General features: G+C 63.5%; 17 protein-coding genes and 1 tRNA gene. 10 read left to right on the forward strand and 8 right to left on the reverse strand.

Going from position 1 to position 23,572, the window contains the following annotated elements:
* Positions 1 to 34: 34 nt before the first annotated feature.
* The gene (locus QMK17_RS09300) at positions 35 to 1,570 is read left to right on the forward strand and encodes an MFS transporter (protein ID WP_283508488.1); all 1,536 of its coding nucleotides are present in this window, start codon (positions 35 to 37) and stop codon (positions 1,568 to 1,570) included.
* Here QMK17_RS09300 and QMK17_RS09305 read toward each other — a convergent pair.
* The 4 genes from QMK17_RS09305 to QMK17_RS09320 all read right to left on the reverse strand — a co-directional run bounded on the left by QMK17_RS09305 (position 1,567) and on the right by QMK17_RS09320 (position 9,463).
* Positions 1,567 to 2,475, reverse strand: coding sequence for a cutinase family protein (locus tag QMK17_RS09305; RefSeq protein WP_283508490.1), 909 nt, complete (start codon positions 2,473 to 2,475; stop codon positions 1,567 to 1,569). The genes QMK17_RS09300 and QMK17_RS09305 overlap by 4 nt on opposite strands.
* A gap of 289 nt (positions 2,476 to 2,764) precedes the next feature.
* A complete protein-coding gene (locus tag QMK17_RS09310; RefSeq protein WP_283508492.1) occupies positions 2,765 to 4,216 on the reverse strand; it encodes a glutamate synthase subunit beta in 1,452 nt (483 codons plus the stop codon).
* Entirely contained in the window at positions 4,209 to 8,798 is a 4,590-nt protein-coding gene (gltB, locus tag QMK17_RS09315) for a glutamate synthase large subunit (RefSeq protein WP_283508494.1), read from the reverse strand. The genes QMK17_RS09310 and gltB overlap by 8 nt, the downstream gene beginning before the upstream one ends.
* Positions 8,799 to 9,380: 582 nt before the next feature.
* Positions 9,381 to 9,463, reverse strand: a tRNA-Leu gene (locus QMK17_RS09320).
* A 164-nt stretch (positions 9,464 to 9,627) separates the two neighbouring features.
* Here QMK17_RS09320 and QMK17_RS09325 point away from each other — a divergent pair.
* The 7 genes from QMK17_RS09325 to pknB all read left to right on the forward strand — a co-directional run bounded on the left by QMK17_RS09325 (position 9,628) and on the right by pknB (position 19,449).
* Positions 9,628 to 11,037, forward strand: coding sequence for an FhaA domain-containing protein (locus QMK17_RS09325; protein ID WP_283508495.1), 1,410 nt, complete (start codon positions 9,628 to 9,630; stop codon positions 11,035 to 11,037).
* A gap of 198 nt (positions 11,038 to 11,235) precedes the next feature.
* The gene (locus QMK17_RS09330) at positions 11,236 to 11,700 is read left to right on the forward strand and encodes an FHA domain-containing protein FhaB/FipA (RefSeq protein WP_283508497.1); all 465 of its coding nucleotides are present in this window, start codon (positions 11,236 to 11,238) and stop codon (positions 11,698 to 11,700) included.
* A complete protein-coding gene (locus tag QMK17_RS09335) occupies positions 11,697 to 13,127 on the forward strand; it encodes a PP2C family protein-serine/threonine phosphatase (RefSeq protein ID WP_283508499.1) in 1,431 nt (476 codons plus the stop codon). Before QMK17_RS09330 ends, QMK17_RS09335 begins: the two co-directional genes overlap by 4 nt.
* Positions 13,124 to 14,581 (forward strand): FtsW/RodA/SpoVE family cell cycle protein, encoded by a 1,458-nt coding sequence (locus QMK17_RS09340; protein ID WP_283508501.1) that lies wholly within the window; start codon positions 13,124 to 13,126, stop codon positions 14,579 to 14,581. The genes QMK17_RS09335 and QMK17_RS09340 overlap by 4 nt, the downstream gene beginning before the upstream one ends.
* On the forward strand, positions 14,578 to 16,065 hold the full coding sequence (locus tag QMK17_RS09345; protein WP_283508502.1) for a peptidoglycan D,D-transpeptidase FtsI family protein: 1,488 nt from the start codon (positions 14,578 to 14,580) through the stop codon (positions 16,063 to 16,065). Before QMK17_RS09340 ends, QMK17_RS09345 begins: the two co-directional genes overlap by 4 nt.
* A 7-nt stretch (positions 16,066 to 16,072) precedes the next feature.
* Entirely contained in the window at positions 16,073 to 17,533 is a 1,461-nt protein-coding gene (locus QMK17_RS09350; RefSeq protein ID WP_283508503.1) for a serine/threonine-protein kinase, read from the forward strand.
* Entirely contained in the window at positions 17,530 to 19,449 is a 1,920-nt protein-coding gene (gene pknB, locus QMK17_RS09355) for a Stk1 family PASTA domain-containing Ser/Thr kinase (RefSeq protein ID WP_283508505.1), read from the forward strand. Before QMK17_RS09350 ends, pknB begins: the two co-directional genes overlap by 4 nt.
* A gap of 18 nt (positions 19,450 to 19,467) precedes the next feature.
* Here pknB and QMK17_RS09360 read toward each other — a convergent pair whose 3' ends face one another.
* Both QMK17_RS09360 and QMK17_RS09365 read right to left on the reverse strand, forming a co-directional pair.
* Entirely contained in the window at positions 19,468 to 20,124 is a 657-nt protein-coding gene (locus QMK17_RS09360; RefSeq protein WP_283508507.1) for an aminodeoxychorismate/anthranilate synthase component II, read from the reverse strand.
* A 25-nt stretch (positions 20,125 to 20,149) separates the two neighbouring features.
* Positions 20,150 to 20,923, reverse strand: coding sequence for a DUF881 domain-containing protein (locus tag QMK17_RS09365; protein ID WP_283508509.1), 774 nt, complete (start codon positions 20,921 to 20,923; stop codon positions 20,150 to 20,152).
* A 242-nt stretch (positions 20,924 to 21,165) separates the two neighbouring features.
* On the opposite strand from QMK17_RS09365, the gene crgA reads away from it, so the two are divergent.
* Complete coding sequence (gene crgA / locus QMK17_RS09370) at positions 21,166 to 21,429, forward strand: cell division protein CrgA (protein WP_283508511.1); 264 nt, start codon at positions 21,166 to 21,168, stop codon at positions 21,427 to 21,429.
* Between the two features lie 87 nt (positions 21,430 to 21,516).
* Complete coding sequence (locus QMK17_RS09375) at positions 21,517 to 21,999, forward strand: PH domain-containing protein (protein ID WP_283508513.1); 483 nt, start codon at positions 21,517 to 21,519, stop codon at positions 21,997 to 21,999.
* Between the two features lie 22 nt (positions 22,000 to 22,021).
* Here the strand turns inward: QMK17_RS09375 and QMK17_RS09380 are convergent, their stop codons facing one another.
* Together QMK17_RS09380 and QMK17_RS09385 are read right to left on the reverse strand one after the other, a co-directional pair.
* Entirely contained in the window at positions 22,022 to 22,921 is a 900-nt protein-coding gene (locus QMK17_RS09380; RefSeq protein ID WP_283508515.1) for a rhomboid family intramembrane serine protease, read from the reverse strand.
* A gap of 31 nt (positions 22,922 to 22,952) precedes the next feature.
* Positions 22,953 to 23,480 (reverse strand): peptidylprolyl isomerase, encoded by a 528-nt coding sequence (locus QMK17_RS09385; RefSeq protein ID WP_283508517.1) that lies wholly within the window; start codon positions 23,478 to 23,480, stop codon positions 22,953 to 22,955.
* Positions 23,481 to 23,572: the final 92 nt, after the last annotated feature.

Here is a 23,572-nt window from a genome sequence, read left to right on the forward strand (position 1 = left end):
TCATGGGGACCTGCACACCGGGTGAAAGGAAATCGTGGCCCACAGGTACGACATCGACACCAACAGGGCGACACGCAGGGACTGGCTCGGACTGAGTGTCCTGGTGATACCCATACTGCTCGTATCCATGGACATCTCCGTTCTGTATCTGGCATTGCCCGCGGTGGTCGCCGATCTGGAACCGAGCAGCAATCAGACACTCTGGATCCTCGACCTCTACGGATTCTTCCTCGCAGGACTGCTCATCACGATGGGATCCGTCGGCGACCGCATAGGTCGACGACGGCTGCTCATGATCGGCGCACTCGTCTTCGGCGCAGCCTCGCTGATCGCCGCGTTCTCCACGACCCCTGAGATGTTGCTGGTCTCACGGGCGTTGTTGGGTGTCGGCGGTGCGACGATCGCGCCGAGCACACTGTCGTTGATCCGCAACATGTTCCACGACCCGGCCCAGCGCAAAGAAGCTATCGGGATGTGGACCGCGGGCTTCGCAGGCGGAGGTGCGATCGGCCCGGTCATCGGCGGTTTCCTGCTCGAGCACTTCTGGTGGGGCTCGGTGTTTCTCGTCAACATCCCGGTCATGGTCGTACTGCTGATCGCGGCGCCACTGCTCGTCCCCGAGTTCAAGGATCCCGAACCCGGACGCTTCGATCCGATCAGCGTGATTCTGTCGGTCGCCTCGATGCTGAGCATCGTCTACGCCATCAAACACGGCGCGCAGGATGGGTTCGACGCAACCACCATCGTCACTGCCGTGGTCGGACTCGTGCTCGGCTTCTTCTTCGTACTTCGCCAGCGGCGCGGCAAGGATCCGCTCATCGACATCTCATTGTTCGCCGAACGAGCTTTCACGGCCGCGGTTCTCGTGCAGTTCTTGGTGATTTTCGCGCTCACCGGTTTCAGCTTGTTCGCCTCTCAGTATCTGCAGCTGATCGTCGGGCTCGGCCCGCTCGCCGCGGGGCTGTGGCTTCTGATTCCCGCCGTCGCCGCCGCGACGGGCGCTGTCTTCTCGCCGAGCCTGAGCAAGATCATCCCCACCGGCACCATCATCGCGGGCGGACTGCTGCTGATCGCCGCAGGTTCACTCACATTGAACTTCCTCGGCGCCGATTCCGGTATTCCACTGATGATCATCGGGATGTCGCTCATCACGCTCGGCGTCGGAGCGGCGTCGACGTTGAACTCCGATATCGTGCTGACCGCGGCCGCTCCCGAGAAAGCCGGTGCCGCTTCGGCATTGTCGGAGACCGGAGCCGAGCTGGGTGGAGCCGTCGGCATTGCAATCCTGGGCACCATCGGAACCACCGTCTATCGCCACGGCATCGAGGGCTCGCTCCCGCCCGGCACACCACCGGAAATCGCCGGACCAGCGTCGGAAACCATCGGCGGCGGCATCGCTGTCGCGGATGTCCTTCCGGCGCCGCTTGCCGACGGCTTGCGTGATCTCGCCGCCTCCAGCTTCGTCGACGGCCTGAATCTGGCCGCCGTGTGGAGCGCGGCACTGATGGCAGTCAGCTCCGTCGTGATCTATCTGCTCTTTCGTGGCAAAACGACTACCCAGAAAAGCTAGATGCTCTCGCGGAGGTAATTCGCCAACCACGTGGTAGCGCTGGTTCCACCCGAATCCACTGCGTACGAGCCGTATTCCTGATGAATCCCGGAGCGGTAGAACGCCTCGATCTCGCGGCGACGTTGCTCGTTCGCCTGGTCCGACAGCTGTCCCTGCAGGACCGGCAAACCGCCGGCCGACGCGATGTCGCCGAGCAGGACTTGTGCATCCCGCTGTGCCTGCGCGACGACGTCGGGAGTCGGATCCGAGGACACCGCGAGGAAGCCTGCGAGACGGGCTACGTAGTCGTCCTTGGGCGTCGAGCAGTACAGATCGCCTACGGCACAGAACGTCTTGACCACGGGGCTGACATATCCGAACCCGCCGACGCGAGGGCCACCCACACCGGTCCCAACCACCTCGGGGCCGACCAGTGCATCGGTGTCGGATCGTTTCGGATCGGAGATCAGCCCGACGGCGACCACCCGATCCGCCGGCACAACGCCCAAGCCGGTTCCAATGGACGCGGCGAGATCGCCTGCGGCGTCGGCACCCTGGCTGTAACCGATGATGCCGAACTTCGTTGCTCCGCACTGCGCGGCCATCGCCGAAAGCATGCCGCCTGCATTGGCCGTCGCGACGGCGCGCGATTCGCCGTAGACGCCGCCTTCCCACGGAAACGCCGTCGCCGGATAGGACACGTAATCGGTCCTGATGGCGGAACTCGAGATGCGATCCGTGACAGCGGTCAACATGCCGGGCTTCGGAGCTGCGCCCGAACTGGTCTCCCAGGTACCGGGAATCGCGACGACATAAAGATCGGGGCAACCCGGCTCGGCGGAAGCGGCGGGCGCCGACAAGACGGAGGTTCCCGCCAAGACGGCGGCAACGGATCCGATGGTGGCGACGATCTGTTTCACGCGCATATCTGTGGCCTCACTGAATTAAGCACATTCCATCGACGAACGTCCGACTTCGAAACCGAGGATGCCAGGCTTCTATGTCGAATCGATGCCCAATCGGTGAACAGATGTTACCTAAAGCTGTGACGTGTCACCACGTATAACGAAAAGGAGGTTATCGAGGGGAAAACGTGCTTTTGGCTTCACGCACATGCCCCTCGAACGCATGAATGGACCATGGCAACTGTCTAACCGTTGCCATGGTCCATCGATGCGTGGAACTACCGCTGCGTGGAACTACCGCTGCGTGGAACTACCGCTGCGGCGCAAGCGTCGGGACGATCGGCGAGGGAAGCGCTGTCGCACCCTGCAGGAACGTGTCGACGGCAGCGGCACACGAGCGGCCTTCGGCGATGGCCCACACGATGAGCGACTGACCGCGGCCCATATCGCCTGCCACGAAGACGCCAGGGACGTTGGTGACCCACTCGTTCGAGCGAACGACGTTTCCGCGCTCGTTCAGGTCGACACCGAGATCGGTGATCAGGCCCGGCTTCTCGGGTCCGACGAAGCCCATAGCAAGCAGAACCAGATCCGCCTCCAGCGTGAACTCACTGCCCTCGACCTTTTCGAACTTGCCTGCCTTGAACTCGACCTCGTGCGCCTCGAGTCCGGTGACCTTGCCGTCCTTGCCGACGAAGCGTTCGGTGTTGACGGAGAACACACGCTCGCCGCCTTCTTCGTGAGCAGAGGCGACGCGGTACATCAGCGGGTACAGCGGCCACGGGGTGGATGTTGCACGCTCTTCCGGTGGGCGAGCCATGATCTCGAACTGGTGGACGCTCGCCGCACCCTGGCGGTGCGAGGTACCGAGGCAGTCTGCGCCGGTGTCGCCGCCGCCGATGATGACGACCTTCTTGCCGTGCGCGGTGACGGGTGGCTCGGCGTAGTCGCCCTGCTGCACGCGGTTCGCGCCCGGCAGGAACTCCATTGCCTGATAGATGCCCTCGTTCTCGCGGCCTTCGATCGGCAGGTCGCGCCATGCCGTCGCTCCACCGGACAACACGACCGCGTCGAACTGAGCCTTCAGCTCGTCGGCCGAGATGTCGACTCCGACGTTGACGCCGGTGCGGAACACCGTGCCCTCGGCCTCCATCTGCGCCAGACGGCGGTCGATGTGGCGCTTCTCCATCTTGAACTCGGGGATGCCGTAGCGGAGCAGACCACCGATGCGGTCGGCACGTTCGAACACTGTGACGGTGTGTCCTGCGCGCGTGAGCTGCTGCGCCGCAGCAAGTCCCGCAGGCCCCGATCCGACGACGGCGACGGTCTTACCCGTCAGGTGCGTCGGGTAGACCGGGGTGACCCAGCCTTCGGAGAAGGCCTTGTCGATGATCTCGACCTCGACCTGCTTGATCGTCACCGGATCCTGGTTGATGCCGAGGACGCACGATGCCTCGCACGGCGCCGGGCACAGCCGACCGGTGAACTCCGGAAAGTTGTTGGTGGCGTGCAGACGATCGATGCTCTCGCGCCAGCGGTCCTTGAACACGAGATCGTTCCACTCGGGAATCAAGTTCCCCAGCGGACAACCGTTGTGGCAGAACGGAATGCCGCAGTCCATGCACCGGCTGGCCTGCGTCCGGAGCGTGTCCTTCGAGAAGTCCTCGTAGACCTCTTTCCAGTCCATCAGTCGCAGGTCGACGGGCCGCCTCTTGGGCAGCTCGCGAACAGTGTTCTTCAAAAATCCCTGTGGGTCACCCACGAGCTGCCTCCATGATTGCCTCGTCCACGTCCGCGCCGTTCTTCTCGGCCTCGGAGATGGCGAGCAGTACCTTCTTGTAATCGCGAGGCATGACCTTCACGAAATGATTCACCTGCTGTGACCAGTCGCTGAGAATGCGCTCGGCGACTGCGGATCCCGTCTCGTCGTGGTGACGAGTGACGATCTCCTTGAGCCACGTGAACTCGTCGCCCTCGATGTTCTCGATGTCGACCAACTCGGTGTTCAGGTTCGCCTCGAACGTCTTGTTCGGGTCGAAGACGAACGCCACACCACCGGACATTCCTGCACCGAAGTTCCGTCCGGTCTCCCCGAGGATGACAACCTTGCCGCCCGTCATGTACTCGCAACCGTGGTCGCCGACGCCTTCGACGACGGCCACCGCACCGGAGTTACGAACCGCGAAACGCTCACCGACGACTCCGCGGATGAGGGCTTCACCCTGCGTCGCGCCGAACAGGAATACGTTGCCGCCGATGATGTTGTCCTCGGCGACGAATCCCTTGGGAGCGTCGAGCGACGGCCGCATGATGATGCGTCCACCGGAGAGGCCCTTGCCGACGAAGTCGTTGGCGTCGCCGTGGAGGCGAAGCGTCATACCCGAGGGCACGAATGCACCGAAGCTGTTGCCGGCCGAACCGGTGAAGGTGATGTCGATAGTGTTGTCCGGCAAGCCGACTCCGCCGTATGCCTTCGTCAGCTCATGCCCGAGCATGGTGCCGACGGTGCGGTTGACGTTGGTGATCTTCGACTCGAACGTGACCTTCTCACCCTTGTCGAGAGCGTTGCGGCTCGACGCGATGAGCTGCTGATCGAGAGCCTTGTCGAGGCCGTGATCCTGAACGCCCGTGTTGTAGAGGTCCTGGTTCATGAATGCCGACTCGACCTCGTCGAGGATCGGCGACAGATCGAGCTTCGACGCCTTCCACGCATCCTTGGCCGCAGTGGTGTCGAGCAGGGCGACCTGGCCGACGGCTTCGTTCAGCGTGCGGAAGCCGAGTTCTGCCATGAGCTCGCGAACTTCTTCGGCGATGAACATGAAGAAGTTCTCGACGAACTCGGGCTTACCCGCGAACCGCTTGCGCAGCACCGGGTTTTGCGTTGCGACACCGACCGGACATGTATCGAGGTGACAGACACGCATCATGATGCAGCCCGACACGACGAGGGGTGCAGTGGCGAAACCGAACTCCTCACCGCCGAGCAGCGCGGCAACCATAACGTCGCGGCCGGTCTTGAGCTGGCCGTCGACCTGAACGACGATGCGATCGCGGAGTCCGTTCAGCAGCAACGTCTGCTGGGTCTCGGCAAGGCCGAGCTCCCACGGTCCACCGGCGTGCTTGACCGAGGTCAGCGGCGTCGCGCCGGTGCCGCCGTCGTGGCCCGAGATGAGCACCACGTCGGCATGCGCCTTCGAGACACCAGCGGCGACCGTACCGACGCCGACCTCGGAGACCAGCTTCACGTGGATACGAGCCTGCGGGTTGGCGTTCTTCAGGTCGTGGATCAGCTGAGCGAGATCCTCGATCGAGTAGATGTCGTGGTGCGGCGGCGGCGAGATCAGGCCGACACCCGGTGTCGAGTGACGGACCTCGGCAACCCATGGGTACACCTTGTGCGCCGGAAGTTGGCCGCCCTCACCGGGCTTGGCACCCTGAGCCATCTTGATCTGAATGTCGGTGCAGTTGGTCAGGTAGTGCGAGGTGACACCGAAGCGTCCCGACGCAACCTGCTTGACTGCGCTGCGACGCCAGTCGCCGTTCTCGTCGGGCTCGAAACGTGCGACATCCTCGCCGCCCTCACCGGAGTTCGAGCGACCGCCCAGACGGTTCATCGCAATGGCGAGCGTCTCGTGTGCCTCGGCGGAGATGGAGCCGTAGCTCATCGCACCCGTCGAGAAACGTTTGACGATCTCCGACGCCGGCTCCACCTCGTCGATCGAAATCGATTGACGCGATCCTGTTTTGAAGCGGAAGAGGCCGCGGAGTGAGGCGAGGCGCTCGGACTGGTCGTCGACCATCTTCGTGTATTCCTTGAAGACGTCGTACTGACCGGTGCGCGTGGAGTGCTGCAGCTTGAAGACGGTGTCCGGGTTGAAAAGGTGGTACTCCCCTTCACGACGCCACTGGTACTCGCCGCCCGTCTCGAGCTCGCGGTGTGCGCGCTCCTGACGGTTCTCCAGGTAGGCGACGCCGTGGCGGGTTGCCACGTCCTGCGCGACCTGCTCTAGATCGATGCCACCGAGGTGGCTGTTCAGTCCGGTGAAGTACTCGTCGACCAGTTCCTGCGACAGGCCGATGACCTGGAACAGTTGCGCGCCGGTGTAGGACGCGAGAGTCGAGATGCCCATCTTGGACATCACCTTGAGAACACCCTTGCCAGCGGCCTTGATGTAGTTGGCAACGGCCGAACCGAAGTCGATACCGGTGAGGGCGCCGCGCTCGATCATGTCTTCGATGGACTCGAATGCCATGTACGGGTTCACTGCTGCCGCGCCGAAGCCGACCAACAGCGCCATATGGTGCACCTCGCGGGCGTCACCGGACTCCACGATCAGACCGACCTTGGTGCGTGTCTTCTCGCGAACGAGGTGCTGGTGAACGGCTGACGTCAGCAGCAGCGACGGGATCGGCGCGAGCTTTTCACTCGACTCGCGGTCCGAGAGCACGATGATACGAGCACCACCGGAGATCGCAGCGGTGACCTGAGCGCGGATGGCCTCCAGCGAGTTTCGCAGTCCTTCGCCGCCCTCGGCGACCGGGTACAAGCCCCGAACGACCACCGAACGCAGACCTTCCTGCGTGCCGTCGTCGTTGATGTGGACGAGCTTGGCCAGTTCGTCGTTGTGCAGGATGGGCGTCGGCAGCACGATCTGCTTGCACGCCTCGGGGCCTGGGTTGAGCAGGTCTCCCTCGGGCCCGATGGTGCCGCCGAGACTCGTGACGATCTCTTCACGGATCGCGTCGAGTGGCGGGTTGGTGACCTGGGCGAACAGCTGAGAGAAGTAGTCGAACAGCATGCGCGGACGGTTCGACAACACAGCGATCGGCGTGTCGGTTCCCATCGAACCGATTGCTTCGGCACCGCTCTTCGCCATCGGCGAGACCAGAACGTTCAGCTCCTCGGTGGTGTAACCGAAGATCTGCTGACGAATGAGGACGCGGTCGTGCGGCATGTGTACGTGCGGGCGCTCGGGGAGATCGTCGATCTCGGTCAAGCCCTCGTCGAGCCACTGCTGGTACGGGTGCTCGGCGGCGAGTTCTTCCTTGATCTCGTCGTCGGAGACGATGCGGCCCTGCGCGGTGTCCACCAGGAACATGCGGCCGGGCTGCAGTCGAACCTTGCGAACGACCTTGGACGGATCGATGTCGAGAACCCCGACTTCGGAGGCCATGACAACGAGACCGTCGTCGGTGATCCAGAGGCGGCTCGGGCGAAGGCCGTTGCGGTCGAGGACCGCGCCGATGACGGTGCCGTCGGTGAAGCACACCGACGCTGGTCCGTCCCAGGGCTCCATGAGTGCGGAGTGGTACTTGTAGAACGCCCGACGAGCGGGGTCCATGGATTCGTGACGCTCCCATGCTTCGGGGATCATCATCAGAACCGCGTGCGGCAGGCTGCGGCCACCGAGGTGCAGGAGCTCGAGGACCTCGTCGAAACGTGCTGTGTCACTTGCCCCGTGGGTGACGACGGGGAAGATCTTCTCGAGGGCCTCGGATCCGCCGAAGACATCGGAGGTGATGAGTGCCTCGCGGGCACGCATCCAGTTCTCGTTGCCGGTGGCAGTGTTGATTTCACCGTTGTGTGCGACGCGACGGAACGGGTGCGCCAGCGGCCACGACGGGAACGTGTTGGTGGAGAAGCGCGAATGCACAAGTCCGAGAGCACTTTCGACGCGCTCGTCCTGCAGATCCAGGTAGAAACCCTTGAGCTGAGGCGTCGTCAGCATGCCCTTGTAGACAAAGGTCTGCGACGACAGCGACGGGAAATACACGGTTTCACGGCCGGGGCCGTCTTTGCCTGCACCCTCTTCGCCGAGTTCGTGCTCGACACGCTTGCGGATGACGAACGCAGCGCGCTCGAGTGCCATACCGGTAACGGTCCGGTCGGGGGCGGCGAAGAACAACTGACGGAACGTCGGCATCGCGTCGCGAGCGAGCGCCCCGAGGGAGGAGTCGTCGGTGGGAACTTCACGCCATCCGAGGACAGTCATGCCCTCGTCGACCACAATCTTCTCCACGCCCTCGCACGCGCGCGCGGCGTCGCTGCGGCCCTGTGGAAGAAATGCAACTCCGGTGGCATATGCGCCCGCGGCGGGCAGCTCGAAATCGACGACGGCACGGAAGAACGCGTCCGGTACCTGGATCAGAATTCCGGCGCCGTCACCGGTGTTGGGCTCGGAGCCGGCGGCGCCCCGATGTTCGAGATTCACCAGCGCAGTGATGGCCTTCTCGACGATGTCTCGACTACGACGACCATGCATGTCCACAACGAACGCGACACCACAGGAGTCGTGCTCGTTGCGGGGGTCGTAGAGGCCTTGGGGGCCCGGAGTGTGCTTCATACCTAGCCTTTACGATAAGTCAAGCCTTCAGGTACGTCGGATCGGCACGGCACAGATCGCCTGCCGTCGCGGGACGCAAGATTTGGTGCCGTTCGCCGTTGAAGCAGCACCCCGAACCGCAATCTTCGACTAGCCTCGAGCAGGTTGGCTCCAGGTAATTCGAAAGACTCGTACGGGCGGATCGGGCTTTTGTACGCCGGTCCAACCACAAACGATAAGTCAGTACCTATCCTATCTCGCAAATAAGGTAAGCCTACTCAGGCCCTCTACCTGGCCTTTTACAATTCCTCGGATGTCACAGTGCACGCCCCTGCGCCTCGAAGCGAATCATTTTCTCGACCCCGAACGATGAAAAGTACACCTTCCAGGGCCCACATGTTCCCAGATCCGCGCTCCGTCAGGAAAATTCATTGATTACAGGCGTGTAATTCGCGGTAGATCCCGGACCGGCACAGCGCCGAACGGCCTTGTTCGAGTGTGTGTCTCGCCACTTACCGACTGCCGAAGAGGGGAACACGCCGGAAATAACTCTCCGGAAATAACTACTGACCGCAGCGATGGAATCAGCTGCGGCCAGTGTTGTGGGCGGAGGGGGACTTGAACCCCCACGTCCCGAAGGACACTGGCACCTGAAGCCAGCGCGTCTGCCATTCCGCCACCCGCCCGAGTGACCGGTGAACGTTAACATGCACATCCGGGACGGATGAAATCGCGTGGCACAGACGCCACAGCCGATCCAACAGGCAAGCTGCAACGTATATCATGCTGGGACGAGGACCTCGAGGCGACACGCGCGCTCGTGGCCCGCAGATCGGGAGGAGAGGTCACCATGGGAATTGTCCAGCGTTTCGAGCGCAAGCTGCAGGGCGCGGTCGGTGACGTGTTCGCCCGGGTATTCGGTGGCGGCGTGGTGCCGCAGGAGGTCGAGGCGGCACTCCAGCAGGAGGCGTCCGACCGCGTTCGCCCGCTCGACGGTGGTCATTACCTCGCACCGAACAGCTATGTGATCACCATCAACAGTTCCGATCACGACGAGTTGGCTGCGGACCGGGATCTCACCGTCAAAGCGTTCTCTCGTCACCTCAGCGATTACATCCGTGACCAGGGCTGGCAGACGTACGGGGAGGTCGCGATTCGTTTCGAACCGTCGCCCACGTTGCACACCGGCCAGTTCCGGGCCAGTAGTTCGGTCGACCCTGATGTGGGACGATCACCGACTGCACCGGGTAGCGCCCAAGCGTCCGGCAGTGCCGCAGCAGCCAACAACGCCCAAGCGACCCGTCCGAAGCGACCGTCAGCGAACCCCATGTCGACATCAGGAGCCGGCCACATGACGCAGAACCCAGGCCACGACCCGCAACGCGATCCAGCCGAAGGCTCTCGCCCTGACCCGCGTGCACGCAACGGCTATCCGCCCCAGGGCGAGGATCCGCGGTACGCGCATCAGAACGGTTACGACCCGCGTGCCTATGGCCAGGATCAGGGCTACCGCAACGGTGCCGCGTACGGGGGCGGAGCTGACGCATACGGTGCTCCCGCCCCGCAGGTCCCCGCTCAGGGCGAGCAATACGATGCCCAGGCTTACGGCCAGGGCTACCAGGACGCAGACCAGGGTCAGGCAGACCAGGGCCGTGCAGACCAGGGGCAGGCCGGTCGGGGCTACGACCAGCAGGCATACGGCCAGCAGGCGTACTCGGATCAGGGCTACGACCAGAACGGCCAGGCATACAACCAGCAGCAGGCATACGGCCAGCAGGCGTACGCGGATCAGGGCTACGACCAGCAGGCTTACTCGGAACCCGCCGCGTACTCCGAACCCGCCGCTTACCAGCAGCCCGCCTACGACTATCCACCGCAGCAGAACGGATACCAGCAGGCTGCGTATCCGACGGCCGGGTATCAGCAGCAGCCCGCCTACGGCTACGACGAGCCCGCCTACGCCGACAGTCAGGGTCTGGCCGCTACGTTGCAGCTCGAAGACGGCAGCGGTCGGTACTTCCAGCTCCGTGACGGCCAGAACATCATCGGTCGGGGTCAGGATGCCCAGTTCCGCCTCCCGGACACCGGGGTTTCTCGTCGCCACGTGGAGATTCGTTGGGACGGCCGGGTAGCCATGCTGTCCGATCTGGGCTCCACCAACGGAACAACGGTCAACGGATCACCTGTTCAGGACTGGCAGTTGGCCGACGGCGACGTAATCAGAGCCGGACACTCCGAAATCCTGGTCCGCATCGTTTAACCCTCTCCACCAGTATGGTGATCGCGACGCGCAGCTTGCCTCTAGGATGCTGCGTGAGAAGACGTGCCGGTATCGACATGCGTACTCGGGGGAATCCAACCGGCTTCCTTGCGCGGCGTGTGTACAACCTTCGCGTGCATCGGACCCATCGATCATCACACCGACGAACACTGATCGATACGAAGGAGGTGGACGGCTGTGCAGGGTCTGATTCTGCAGTTGACCCGAGCTGGTTTTCTTCTGCTGCTCTGGTTTTTCGTCTGGGCCGTTCTCCGAACACTTCGTAGCGATATCTACGCAGCTTCGGGAATGCGAGTACCCGCGCGGTATTCGCGAGGCTCGAATGTGCTCCCTTCGTTCAACAAGCAGAAGGTTGCCAAGAACCTGGTGGTGACGCAGGGCGGGCTCGCCGGAACCCGAATTTCTCTCGGCACCCAGCCGGTACTCATCGGCCGAGCCGACGACTCAACGCTGGTGTTGACCGACGACTACGCGTCGACCAGGCACGCGCGCATCTCACCGCGCGGCGGGGACTGGTACGTCGAAGATCTCGGTTCCACAAACGGCACCTATCTCGATCGAGCGAAAGTGACCACGGCAGTGCGCGTTCCGCTTGGCACCCCCGTACGCGTGGGCAAAACTGTCATCGAGCTGCGCCCGTGACCCTGGTACTCCGCTATGCGGCCCGCAGCGACCGCGGACTCGTGCGCTCGAACAACGAAGATTCCGTGTACGCCGGAGCTCGCCTGCTTGCGTTGGCCGACGGAATGGGTGGTCACGCCGCTGGTGAAGTGGCTTCGCAGCTCATGATCGCGGCGCTCGCTCACCTCGACGACGACGAGCCTGGTGACGATCTTCTCGGCAAGCTGGAGGCCGCGACCCGCGAGGGCAACGCCTCCATCGCCGATCAGGTCGACGACGAACCCGAGCTCGACGGCATGGGCACAACGCTCACTGCAATCCTGTTCGCGGGCAAGAAGATCGGTCTCGTGCACATCGGAGATTCGCGGGCCTACATGCTCCGCGAAACCACACTGACGCAGATCACCCGCGACGACACGTTCGTCCAGTCACTCGTCGACGAAGGCCGCATCACCGCCGAGCAAGCGCATTCACACCCGCAGCGCTCGTTGATCATGCGTGCGCTCACCGGAAACGAGATCGAGCCGACACTCACCGTCCGTGAGGTGCGGGCGGGCGATCGCTACCTGCTGTGCTCCGACGGATTGTCGGACGTCGTGAGCGACGAGACCATCGAGAACACGATGAACGAGGGCGATTGCGCCGAGTGCGCCGATCGCCTCATCGAACTCGCGCTCCGTAGCGGCGGTCCAGACAACGTCACCGTCGTCATCGCCGACGTCATCGACCTCGATTACGGGCAGAGTTCACCAATTCTGGGCGGCGCCGCCAGCACCGAAGAAGAAGAGGACTCGCCGCCGCCGAACACCGCTGCAGGCCGGGCGGCCGCCATGCGTCCCCCTCGGACCACACCCAAGCGCATCACCACGCCTGTGCCGGAGCCGGAAAAGAAATCGCACAAGCTGCGATGGTCGCTCATCGCGCTCGTCATCGTCGCCCTTCTCGTCGGCGGTGCATTCGTGGCCAACGCAGCGATCAGGAACAACTACTACGTCGGCGCGGACGACAACCGCGTCGCTGTGATGCGCGGTGTTCCCGGTTCGATCCTCGGATATTCGCTGCAGACCGTCAGCAGCGTCGGTTGCCTCGACGCCGACGGGGCAATGACGGTGACGCCGCCGGAATCGGCACCCACCGGGTGTGACCTTTTCGAGATCGACGATCTGGCACCCGCTGCGCGCGAACAGGTCAGGGCCGGATTGCCGTCGGGCAAGCTCGACGACGCCGTCAGTCAGATGAACCGACTCGCCTCGGGAGATCTATTGCCTCCCTGTGAGACCCCGGCCGAAACCACACCGGCAGTACCAGCACCACCGGCAGTGCCTGCTCCTGCGGCACCTGCCCCCGAAGCACCACCCGCTCCAACCACCGAAGCGGCACCCACAACCACTCCCGCTCCGTCGGCTCCTCAGCTGCCCGGGCAGAACTGCAGGGCCGGTACTCGATGAGTTCCAGTCCATCTGCCGGGGCGTCCTTTCCGAGCCCGCCGGGCGGATTCGCACCGGCTCCCGTTCAGTCCAACAGGCGCAACGTCGAGTTGCTTCTGCTGGGCGTCGCTGTGCTCATCACGACGCTGTCACTGGTGTTGGTGGAGGCCAGCCAGGAACAGGCCATCACGTGGGACCTGGCCAAGCTGGGTCTCGCCTACCTCGCCTTGGTCACCGTTGCCCACCTCGCGGTCCGCCGTTTTGCTCCGTACGCGGACCCGTTGCTGCTGCCGATCGTTGCGCTGCTCAACGGCCTCGGACTGGTGCTGATCCATCGACTCGACCTCGCCGACGAGCAGACCGCTCTGTACCTGGGGCAGGAAATTCCGTCGCCCGATGCGAACCAGCAGGTTCTGTGGACGACGTTGGCGATCGCAGGCTTCATTGCCCTTCTCGTTCTCCTGCGTGACTACCGCACGCTTGCCCGCTACGGCTACACCGTCGGTTTGTGTGGGCTCGTCCTGCTTGCAATTCCGGCGCTGTTGCCTTCGGCATTCTCCGAGGTCAACGGCTCGAAAATCTGGATCAGGCTGCCAGGGTTCAGTCTTCAGCCCGGTGAGTTCGCAAAGATTCTTCTACTCATCTTTTTCGCGTCGCTGCTCGTCGCCAAGCGGGAGCTGTTCACTACCGCCGGCAAGCACTTCCTCGGGATGGACTTTCCGCGTGCCCGTGACCTTGGACCGATTCTGCTGGTCTGGATCGTCTCCGTCGGCGTCCTCGTCTTCGAGAAGGACCTCGGCACCTCGCTGCTGATCTTCGGCACCGTGCTGGTGATGATCTACATCGCCACCGAACGCGTGGGCTGGCTGATCATCGGATTCGGCCTGCTGATTGTCGGCTTCCTCTTCGCCTATCAGGTGTTCGGCCACGTCAAGATCCGTACCGACACCTGGCTGCACCCGTTCGCCGACTACAACGACACCGGCTATCAGATCGTGCAATCGATGTTCAGCTTCGCTACCGGTGGGCTGGCAGGCACAGGCCTCGGCAGCGGTCGCCCCTCGCAGGTGCCGTTCGCGAAGACCGACTTCATCATCGCCGCAGTCGGTGAGGAATTGGGTCTCATCGGTCTGGCCGCCGTTCTGATCCTGTATCTGATGTTCATCATCCGCGGCCTGCGCACTGCGCTCGCGGTGCGCGACAGCTTCGGCAAGCTTCTCGCGGCCGGGCTCTCGTTCACCATCGCAATCCAGTTGTTCGTCGTCGTCGGCGGCGTCACCAAGCTCATTCCGCTGACCGGACTCACCACGCCCTACATGTCCTACGGAGGATCCTCGCTTCTCGCCAACTACCTTCTGGTGGCACTTCTGATAAAGATTTCCGACGCCGCCCGCGAGCCTGCGACGCCGAAGAAGAAGCCGGCGCCGGCAGCGCCGATCGCCGAGGCCCCCACCGAAATGGTGAAGCGCCCATGAACACTCCCCTTCGCCGCGTCTCCATAGCCGTCATGGTCATGGTCGTCGCGCTACTGGCCAATGCCACTTACCTGCAGGTCATCAAGGCCGACGACTTGCGCAGCGACCCGCGCAACTCACGGGTGCTGCTCGACGAGTACTCCCGTCAGCGCGGCCAAATCTCCGCAGGCGGCCAGGTCCTCGCCGCATCGGTGGCCACCGACGATCGATACAAGTACCTGCGCACCTACCCACCGAATCCGGCTGCGAACACCAGCCCGCAGGCCAATGCACCGATCACCGGTTTCTACTCGATGCTCTACTCGAGCACGGCTCTGGAACGGTCCGAAGATCAGGTGCTCAACGGATCCGACGATCGGTTGTTCGGGCGCCGCCTGTTCGACCTGATCTCGGGCCGTGATCCGCGAGGTGGGAACGTCGTCACCACGATCGATCCCGTCATACAGCAGGTCGCCTACGACCAGCTTTCCTCGCGCGGTTACACCGGCTCGGTCGTGGCCATCGAGCCCTCGACCGGCAACATTCTCGCCATGGCCAGCACCCCCAGCTACGACCCCAACCTGCTCGCCAGCCACGACGGTGCGCAAACCTCCGAAGCCTGGGACGAACTCAATGCCGATCCTGCGAAACCACTGTTGAACCGCGCCATCTCGGCCACTTACCCGCCTGGATCCACCTTCAAGGTTCTGGTGACGGCCGCAGCCCTCGGCAAGGGGACGACACCGGACGATCAGCTCACTGCAGCGCCGACCATCACGCTCCCCGACACCAACACCACGCTGGAGAACTACAACGGCAGTACCTGTGGCAGTGCCCAGACCGCCTCTCTGCGTGAAGCTTTCGCACGGTCCTGCAACACCGCTTTCGTCGAACTCGGCATCAAGACCGGTGCCGATTCACTGCGCGAGACGGCGAGTGCGTTCGGTGTCGGAGAAGACACGACGTCGGTTCCGCTCCCGGTTGCGGACAGCACAATCGGCAGCATTCCCGACGATGCCGCACTCGGGCAGTCCAGTATCGGCCAGCGCGATGTCGCGCTGTCACCGCTGCAGAACGCGGTCATTGCAGCAACGATCGCCAACAACGGAGTGCGGATGGCTCCGCACATGGTCAGCCAGCTTCAGGCTCCTGATCTGTCGAATCTGGCGACGACGAACCCCGAGTCGGAGGGCCAGGCGATCAGCCCGGACGTCGCGTCGACGCTCACCAGCCTCATGGTCGGATCCGAGAACAACACAAGCGGCGAAGGCAAGATCGCCGGGGTCCAGATAGCGTCCAAGACCGGCACCGCCGAGCATGGAACCGACCCGCGGAACACACCTCCGCATGCCTGGTACATCGGGTTCGCGCCCGCCGAGAAGCCGACCATTGCCATCGCCGTCATCGTCGAGGACGGTGGCGACCGCGCTCTTGCGGCCACGGGCGGTTCTGTTGCCGCTCCCATCGGACGCGCAGTCATTGCTGCCGGATTGCAGGGGAGGTGACCTGAAGATGCCACTGAGCAACGGTGCTGTCATTGCCGAGCGCTACCGACTGCTGCGATTGATCGCAACGGGCGGCATGGGCCAGGTCTGGGAGGCCATGGACAATCGCCTCGACCGCAAAGTGGCCGTCAAGGTCCTCAAAGCGGAGTTCTCCGAGGATCCAGAGTTCCTTCAGCGCTTCCGCTTCGAAGCCCGGACGACGGCTCAGCTCAACCACCCCGGTATCGCCGGGGTCTACGACTACGGCGAGACTCGGGACACTGCAGGCGAATCGCTGGCCTATCTCGTCATGGAACTCGTCAACGGCGAGCCTCTCAACGCAGTTCTCGGGCGTGTCGGCAGACTCCCGCTCGGCCATGCCCTCGACATGCTCGAGCAGACCGGACGGTCACTGCAGGTCGCGCACACAGCAGGTGTCGTCCACCGTGACGTGAAGCCGGGCAACATCTTGATCACACCGGCAGGCCAGGTGAAGATCACGGACTTCGGTATCGCCAAGGCAGTCGACGCCTCACCGGTCACCAAGACCGGGATGGTGATGGGCACCGCCCAGTACATCGCTCCCGAGCAAGCCCTCGGCGAGGAGGCGACGTCCGCGAGTGACGTCTACTCGCTCGGCGTCGTCGGGTACGAGGCCTTGGCGGGTACTCGCCCGTTCGTCGGCGACGGGGCCCTGACCGTCGCGATGAAGCACGTTCGCGAGATGCCTGCACCGCTACCGGCCGATTTGCCGCCGGGAGTGCGCGAACTCATCGAGATCACCATGGCCAAGGATCCAGCTGCTCGATACGGCAGCGGCGGCGAGTTCGCCGATGCCGTCGCAGCGGTTCGTGCGGGACGCAGGCCACCGGCACCCGGTAACGGCCGTGGTCCAGGCACCGGCCGAGTCATGATGCCGGGCGTCGTGCCCGCGCCGAGCAGCACACAGATGATGCCGACGTCGCAGAACCAGTACACCGGACCGAAGACAGGTGGAGTTGCTCCGGCCGTGGCCGACCAGCCCGAGAAGGCCGGTATGTCCTCGGCCCAGAAGGCACTGGCGTGGGGCGCCGGCGGGCTTTTGCTGCTGGCTGTTCTCGTCGGAGGGTTCGTGCTGTTGAACCAGGACAGCCAAACGCCTGCCCGGTTCAACCCTGCCACCACGACCCAGGCTCCCGTCGCCACGACAACGGCGCCCAGGACCACCACCGAAGAGCCGACGACAACAACCCGAGAAACCACGACGACGACAACGCCGCCACCGACAACAACCACCACCACGACCACGGCGCCGACGACAACCACGACTGCGCCGACAACGACAACCACGACCGGCGGCGGCATCACCATTCCCTCGTTCACCCTCCCGGCTATCCCCGGACTCGGCGGTGGCTACGAGGAAGAGCCGCAAGCCTCAGGTGATCCCTTCTCGGACGAAAACAATTCGACCACCGGCGTTTCGGACACTGATCGACAAGGACAGCGATGACGACTCCCCGCGAACTCTCCTCTCGTTACGTGTTGGGAGAGATACTCGGTTTCGGTGGAATGTCCGAGGTCCATCTTGCACGGGACAACCGACTCGACCGCGACGTGGCAATCAAGGTGCTGCGTGCCGATCTCGCGCGCGACCCGACGTTCTATCTGCGGTTTCGCCGCGAGGCGCAGAACGCTGCCGCACTCAATCACCCGGCTATCGTCGCCGTCTACGACACCGGCGAGGCAGAAACCGACGCCGGTCCGTTGCCGTTCATCGTGATGGAGTACGTCGACGGAAACACACTGCGCGACATCGTCAGAGCAGAAGGACCCATGCCTGCGCGGCGAGCGATGGAGGTCATCGCCGACGTCTGTGCAGCACTCGACTTCAGCCACCGCAACGGCATCGTTCATCGCGACGTCAAGCCCGCGAACGTGATGATCAACAACGCGGGCGCAGTCAAGGTCATGGACTTCGGTATCGCGCGCGCCATCGCGGACAGCTCGAGCCCGATGACGCAGACTGCCGCGGTAATCGGTACAGCGCAGTACCTTTCGCCGGAGCAGGCCCGCGGTGAGCAGGTGGACGCACGCTCGGATGTGTACTCCCTCGGCTGCGTGCTGTTCGAAATCCTTACCGGCGAACCGCCGTTCAAGGGTGACTCGCCGGTCGCTGTGGCGTACCAGCACGTGCGTGAAGATCCAGAACTGCCGTCGCTCGTGAACCCTGACATTCCCCGGGAACTCGACTCCATCATCCTCAAGGCAATGGCCAAGAATCCGGCCAACCGCTATCAGTCCGCAGCGGACATGCGCACGGACCTGGTACGCGTCCTCGGCGGGCAGCGGCCGAGCGCACCGACCGTCATGAACGACGAGGACCGCACCACCATTCTCGGTTCGATGGATGCTCGTGCACCGCATCCTCGCCAGACGAGCGGACCGGCCGAGGTCACCTCGGGCCCGAGACGCTCGGACGACAACGAAAAGCCGAAGAAACGCGGCCTCCGTATCGCTCTGCTTGCGGTCGCAGCCGTCGTGATCATCGGCATCATCACGGCATTCCTGGCGTCGCTGAACTCGTCCACCGATCGCGTTACCATCCCCGCCGTCGCCAACCTCGATTCGTCCGAGGCAGCGTCGACACTGCAGGACCTCGGCCTTCGAGTGAACATCCAGGAAAAGCCCGACGCGTCGATCCCCTCGGGAAAAGTGATCGGGTCTCAACCTGCATCGGGTAGCGAGGTGGACTCACCGAGCAACGTGAACCTCGACGTCTCGACCGGTCCTGCGCAGGTTCAGGTGCCGCCGCTGAGCGGCAAGACACAGCAGCAAGCCGCGCAGGCCCTCACTGCACTTGGACTGCAGGTGGACGGCACCGTCGCGCGGGTCACGTCGACGCCCGAAAATCTCGACAAGGTCATCGAGCAGAACCCGTCGTCCGGGGTCGGGATCACTGTCGGGTCGTCGGTCAAGATCACGCTCGGTAGCGGACCCGCGGAAATTCGCGTGCCCAATGTAGCCGGACAGCAGGTGGAGGTTGCGCAACCCAACATCGAAGGTGCGGGCTTCAAGGTCGAGATCGAGAACATCGACTCGGGCCTGCCGGTCGGCGAAGTAGTCTCGACCGACCCGGCAGGTGGCACGAACGTGACCGAGGGCAGCACGATCACGTTGCGCGTCTCCAACGGAGACAAAATTCCGATGCCCGACCTGCTCGGACTGACGCAGGCTCAGGCACTCTCCGCGATGCAAGCTGCGGGATGGACGGGTACGAGTTCCAACATCGTCACCGGAACTCGGCCTCAACTCGACGCCACGATGGTCGGCAAGATCGTCAACCAACAGGAGCCTGCGGGGTCGGAGATCACGAAGACTCAGACCGTCAACGTCGAACTCGCAATTCTGGGGATCCCCGGTCGTTGATCCGAACCGCCGATCGGGCTAGCTCGAGGTCGTAGGAGCGAACGCTTCCGCGACCTGGGCCTCGAGTTGCCCGATCAAAGCGTCGTCCTGTTGCCGGCCGCACACGGTCAGCCAGTTGGACAGCATCCTGTGTCCGCCCTGCGTGAGGATGGATTCAGGGTGGAACTGAACCCCATGAATCGGCAGTTCACGGTGGCGCATCGCCATCACGAGCCCCGAATCGGTCCGTCCGGTGACCTCCAGCTCGGCAGGAATTGTCTCGGACGCGACGGTCAGTGAGTGGTAGCGCGTGGCGGTGAACGGATCAGCAAGGCCGGCGAGCACACCGACGCCGGAGTGGTGAACCAAGCTCGTCTTACCGTGCAGGAGTTCGGGAGCGCGGTCCACAGTCGCTCCGAAGGCGGCCCCGATCGCCTGGTGGCCGAGGCACACACCGAGCAAGGGGGTGGCGGCCTTCGCCGCGGCGGTCACCAAATCCATGGTGGCGCCCGCCCGCTGCGGAGTACCCGGACCTGGGCTGAGCAAGACTCCATCGAAGTCGCGAACTACGGCGTCCCGGTCGTCGAGCCTGGAATCATCGTTGCGCCAGACCTCGGCGTCGACCCCGAGCTGGCCGATGTACTGAACGAGATTGAAAACGAAGCTGTCGTAGTTGTCGACGACGAGGATGCGCATGCGCCCCAGAATAGGTCAGCCGCGCTCACCCAGGTTGTCCGCCTTGTACAGGCTCGGCGTAGCGCATTCGGATCGTGCCGTCGTACGCCGGCACCGTCAGGTCCTGGGACGCGTTCGCACGGTAGCCAAGGCCATATCTCAATGCGTACTGCTTGAACACCCGAACGCCAGGAGCATTGTCCAGTGCCTTCGACAACGCAGCAGGGTCGCCCAGCGCCGACACGACGTACGGGGGGCTGTAGGTGCGGCCGTCCAGAAGCAGCGTGTTACCGATACAGCGTGGGGCGATTCGACTGACGATGCGCTGATCCTGCATGGCAATCGCCCCTGCCCCGCCGGACCACAGAGCATTGAGAACGCTCTGAATGTCCTGCTGGTGGACGACGAGATCATTCGGGGAAGCATCGGAGGCGTATCGGCCGTCCTGTCCCCGGGGCGCGTCGGTCAATGTGACGACGATGCCCGAGCCGGACTGGGCATCGAGACCGGCGGGGGCGCTCAATCGGTCTGTCTGCGACCGAGCCACACCCACATCGGAATTGTTTCTACCCGCCGCGACCTGTAGGGCGTCCACCCGAGCAGTCAGGTCGTCGCGAACGGCCTCGGCATCGTCGGCGCTGCTCTGAGCGTCACGGACGAGGCTGGACAGCCGCGTGGTGTCACTGCGGCGGATCTCGTCACCGTGCGAGAACTGCCTCGTCGTGGCCAGAAGAATTCCGACGACGAGGCACACGGCAAGTACCAGGATGCCCCAAACCCGTGGCGCGGCACCCTGTAGGCGCGAAGTTTCCGAAGCCATCGCCTCTCCGGTGCTCTCCTGTGTGTTTCTGCTGAGCTAGCGTGTACTTGGCATGTGCTCGTTTTCGGGCGCATACCGTGAAAAATCACGCTACCTGCTCGCTGGGCGACACTGGTGTCGAGGGCTGGAACCGTGGCCGATCGGCGGGAAGAGTTATCCACAGCCCCTCGGTGCGGTCGTCCACAACCTTGTGTCTACAACCTTGTGCCACCTATCGACTTTGCGACAACGAAGGAGAAGACATGCCGAAATCGAAGGTTCGGAAGAAGAAGGATTATGTGATTGCACCGGGGTCGCGCACCCCCGGTGCAATCAAGTCCGGCCCGTCAAGCCCGTTCTATGTCGCGGTGATGCTCGGATTCATGCTGGTAGGGCTGCTGTGGCTGCTTGTCTACTATCTCGCTGCCGAAAATATCGGGTGGATGAACAGCCTCGGTGCATACAACTTCTTGATCGGATTCGGCTTCATGGTGGTCGGCCTCGCGATGACGATGCGTTGGAGATAAACAGGGCGTTGGAGAAAAACGAGGTGCTCATAAGGCGTCCATGTGTAGGTGCTCCCCGCTTAGTTACACCGGTGTCATTCATCCCCAATGTGGATAAAGCCTGTGGATAACTTTTCCGACGGTCCACAGCCTGTGGACAAAGAGGCGTGGGCGACGCCCATCGCCGCGGTCGTTGCGCTCACTGTTGGCGGATTTGTGCTGGTCGTAGCCGCAGCGCTGACCAACACCGATCCTGCCGGGCGTTTATTGATCTCCCTCGGAGCCATTGGCCTGTGGATAATCGCCGGTTTGGCGGCGTATCAGCGGCCGCGCCTGTGGATAGATGCAGGCGCGTTGTCGATGAAGCGCCTGACCGGTGTCCGGACGTACCGACGTGACGAGATCGTTCGGATCAAGCTGGTCCGTTACCCCCGGCTGGGCCGGCGGGTGCCGATGCTCGAGATCGACGTCGTACGCGCGGGCGATACCGAAGATCGCCTCATCATTTTTGGGCGCTGGGATCTAGGAACGGACCCGCAGGACGTGTACGACACTCTCGAGCGGCACGGGCTGGTTCCGCCAGAGCGCTAGCCTGACGTCGAATTGCGAGTAGTTACAGGCCCATCTGCGAACGCAGATCGAGCACGCGGAAACCGATTACGGCCAGCGCCAGTACAGCCACACCGGCGACGGCGATCCAGCCGATCCTCGGTGAACGGACGCTCCCCGGTACGAACAGGATTGCGGCGGTAGCAAGCGCACCGGCCGCCAGTCCGCCCATATGCCCCCAGAGTGAGATGCCGGGGAGCGAGATGCTGATGACGATGTTGAGCCCGATCACCACCAGCACCGGCGTCGGGCTGCGTTTAAGTTTGAGCAGGATGACCGCTTGCGCTCCCAGCAGGCCGAAGATCGCCCCGGAAGCACCCGCGGTCACGGTGGTTGGATTCTCGAGGACCATCACCGAGGCGCTGCCGCCGAGCAGCGACACGGCGTACACCGCTATGTAGCGGGCACGACCGAGAATGGCCTCGACGTCGCGGCCGATGATGTAGAGCGCGAACATGTTGACGAGCAGGTGGATCGGCCCGATGTGCAGAAACCCGCTGCCGAGGAGTCGTTCGACGTCACCCGTCGCCACCGCGGGCGGAAACAACGCCCAGGCTTGGAACAGCGGGGATCCGACTGTGTTGTCGATGAGGCTGCGCGATTGAAGGGCAGTCACGGCGAACGCCAGTACGTTCAAGCCCATCAGGATGTACGTGACGAGTCCGTACCTGGACCCCGACCGGGCACCTGCCACGGTTCGAGCCGGGCGAACCGAAGCACTCCCCGCCCGGACGCACTCGGTGCAGTGCTGCCCGACCGACGCCGAATGCAAGCACTCGGGGCAGGCCGGTCGCCCGCAGCGCGAGCAAGCAAGACCGGTGGGACGGTCGGGATGCGCGACGCACCTCGACTGAGGCGGGGTGGGCTCGTTGCCGTACGCGCCACCCCAGCCGGGGTTCGTCATCGTGAAATTCTTCCGCGGATCTCGGGGAGCGTCAGGCCAGCGTGATGCTGTTGATGACGACCTCGTCGACCGGGCGATCGCCGCGTCCGACAGGCGTGCCGGAGATACTGTCGACGACCTTCTTCGATGCCTCGTCGGTCACCTCGCCGAAAATGGTGTGCTTCCGGTTGAGGTGAGGCGTCTTCGTCGTGGTGATGAAGAACTGCGATCCGTTGGTTCCGGGTCCGGCGTTGGCCATGGCCAGCAGGTATGGACGGTCGAAACCGAGCTCCGGGTGGAATTCGTCGCCGAACTTGTAGCCGGGGCCGCCGGTGCCGGTGCCGGTGGGGTCGCCACCCTGAATCATGAAGTTGTCGATGACGCGGTGGAAGACGGCGCCGTCGAAGAACGGCCCGGTCTTTCCACCGGACGCGTTGGTCGTCGTGTACTCCTTGGAACCGTCGGCGAGACCGGTGAAGTTTTCGACTGTCTTCGGCGCGTGGTTGCCGAACAGATCGATGACGATGTCGCCGCGGTTGGTGTGCAGCGTTGCCGTGGATGTCTTGTTTGGTGAAGTCACACCCCCATCGTGCCACTGACGCCCATCTTGCAGCCACTGACGCCCGTCTTGCAGGTGAGGCAACCGTCTTTCGAGGACCGAATATGGAACAG

The organism is Rhodococcus sp. G-MC3 (assembly GCF_030063335.1).
In the GTDB taxonomy this organism is placed as follows: Bacteria; Actinomycetota; Actinomycetes; order Mycobacteriales; family Mycobacteriaceae; genus Rhodococcoides.

Bases quoted from the DNA above. Each gene is read 5' to 3' on its own strand.
- QMK17_RS09365 (WP_283508509.1), bottom strand. From the start codon at position 20,923: ATGGCTTCGGAAACTTCGCGCCTACAGGGTGCCGCGCCACGGGTTTGG.
- QMK17_RS09375 (WP_283508513.1), top strand. From the start codon at position 21,517: ATGTGGATAAAGCCTGTGGATAACTTTTCCGACGGTCCACAGCCTGTG.
- QMK17_RS09325 (WP_283508495.1), top strand. From the start codon at position 9,628: ATGGGAATTGTCCAGCGTTTCGAGCGCAAGCTGCAGGGCGCGGTCGGT.
- crgA (WP_283508511.1), top strand. From the start codon at position 21,166: ATGCCGAAATCGAAGGTTCGGAAGAAGAAGGATTATGTGATTGCACCG.
- QMK17_RS09340 (WP_283508501.1), top strand. From the start codon at position 13,124: ATGAGTTCCAGTCCATCTGCCGGGGCGTCCTTTCCGAGCCCGCCGGGC.
- QMK17_RS09345 (WP_283508502.1), top strand. From the start codon at position 14,578: ATGAACACTCCCCTTCGCCGCGTCTCCATAGCCGTCATGGTCATGGTC.
- pknB (WP_283508505.1), top strand. From the start codon at position 17,530: ATGACGACTCCCCGCGAACTCTCCTCTCGTTACGTGTTGGGAGAGATA.
- gltB (WP_283508494.1), bottom strand. From the start codon at position 8,798: ATGAAGCACACTCCGGGCCCCCAAGGCCTCTACGACCCCCGCAACGAG.
- QMK17_RS09380 (WP_283508515.1), bottom strand. From the start codon at position 22,921: ATGACGAACCCCGGCTGGGGTGGCGCGTACGGCAACGAGCCCACCCCG.
- QMK17_RS09305 (WP_283508490.1), bottom strand. From the start codon at position 2,475: ATGCGCGTGAAACAGATCGTCGCCACCATCGGATCCGTTGCCGCCGTC.
- QMK17_RS09350 (WP_283508503.1), top strand. From the start codon at position 16,073: ATGCCACTGAGCAACGGTGCTGTCATTGCCGAGCGCTACCGACTGCTG.
- QMK17_RS09360 (WP_283508507.1), bottom strand. From the start codon at position 20,124: ATGCGCATCCTCGTCGTCGACAACTACGACAGCTTCGTTTTCAATCTC.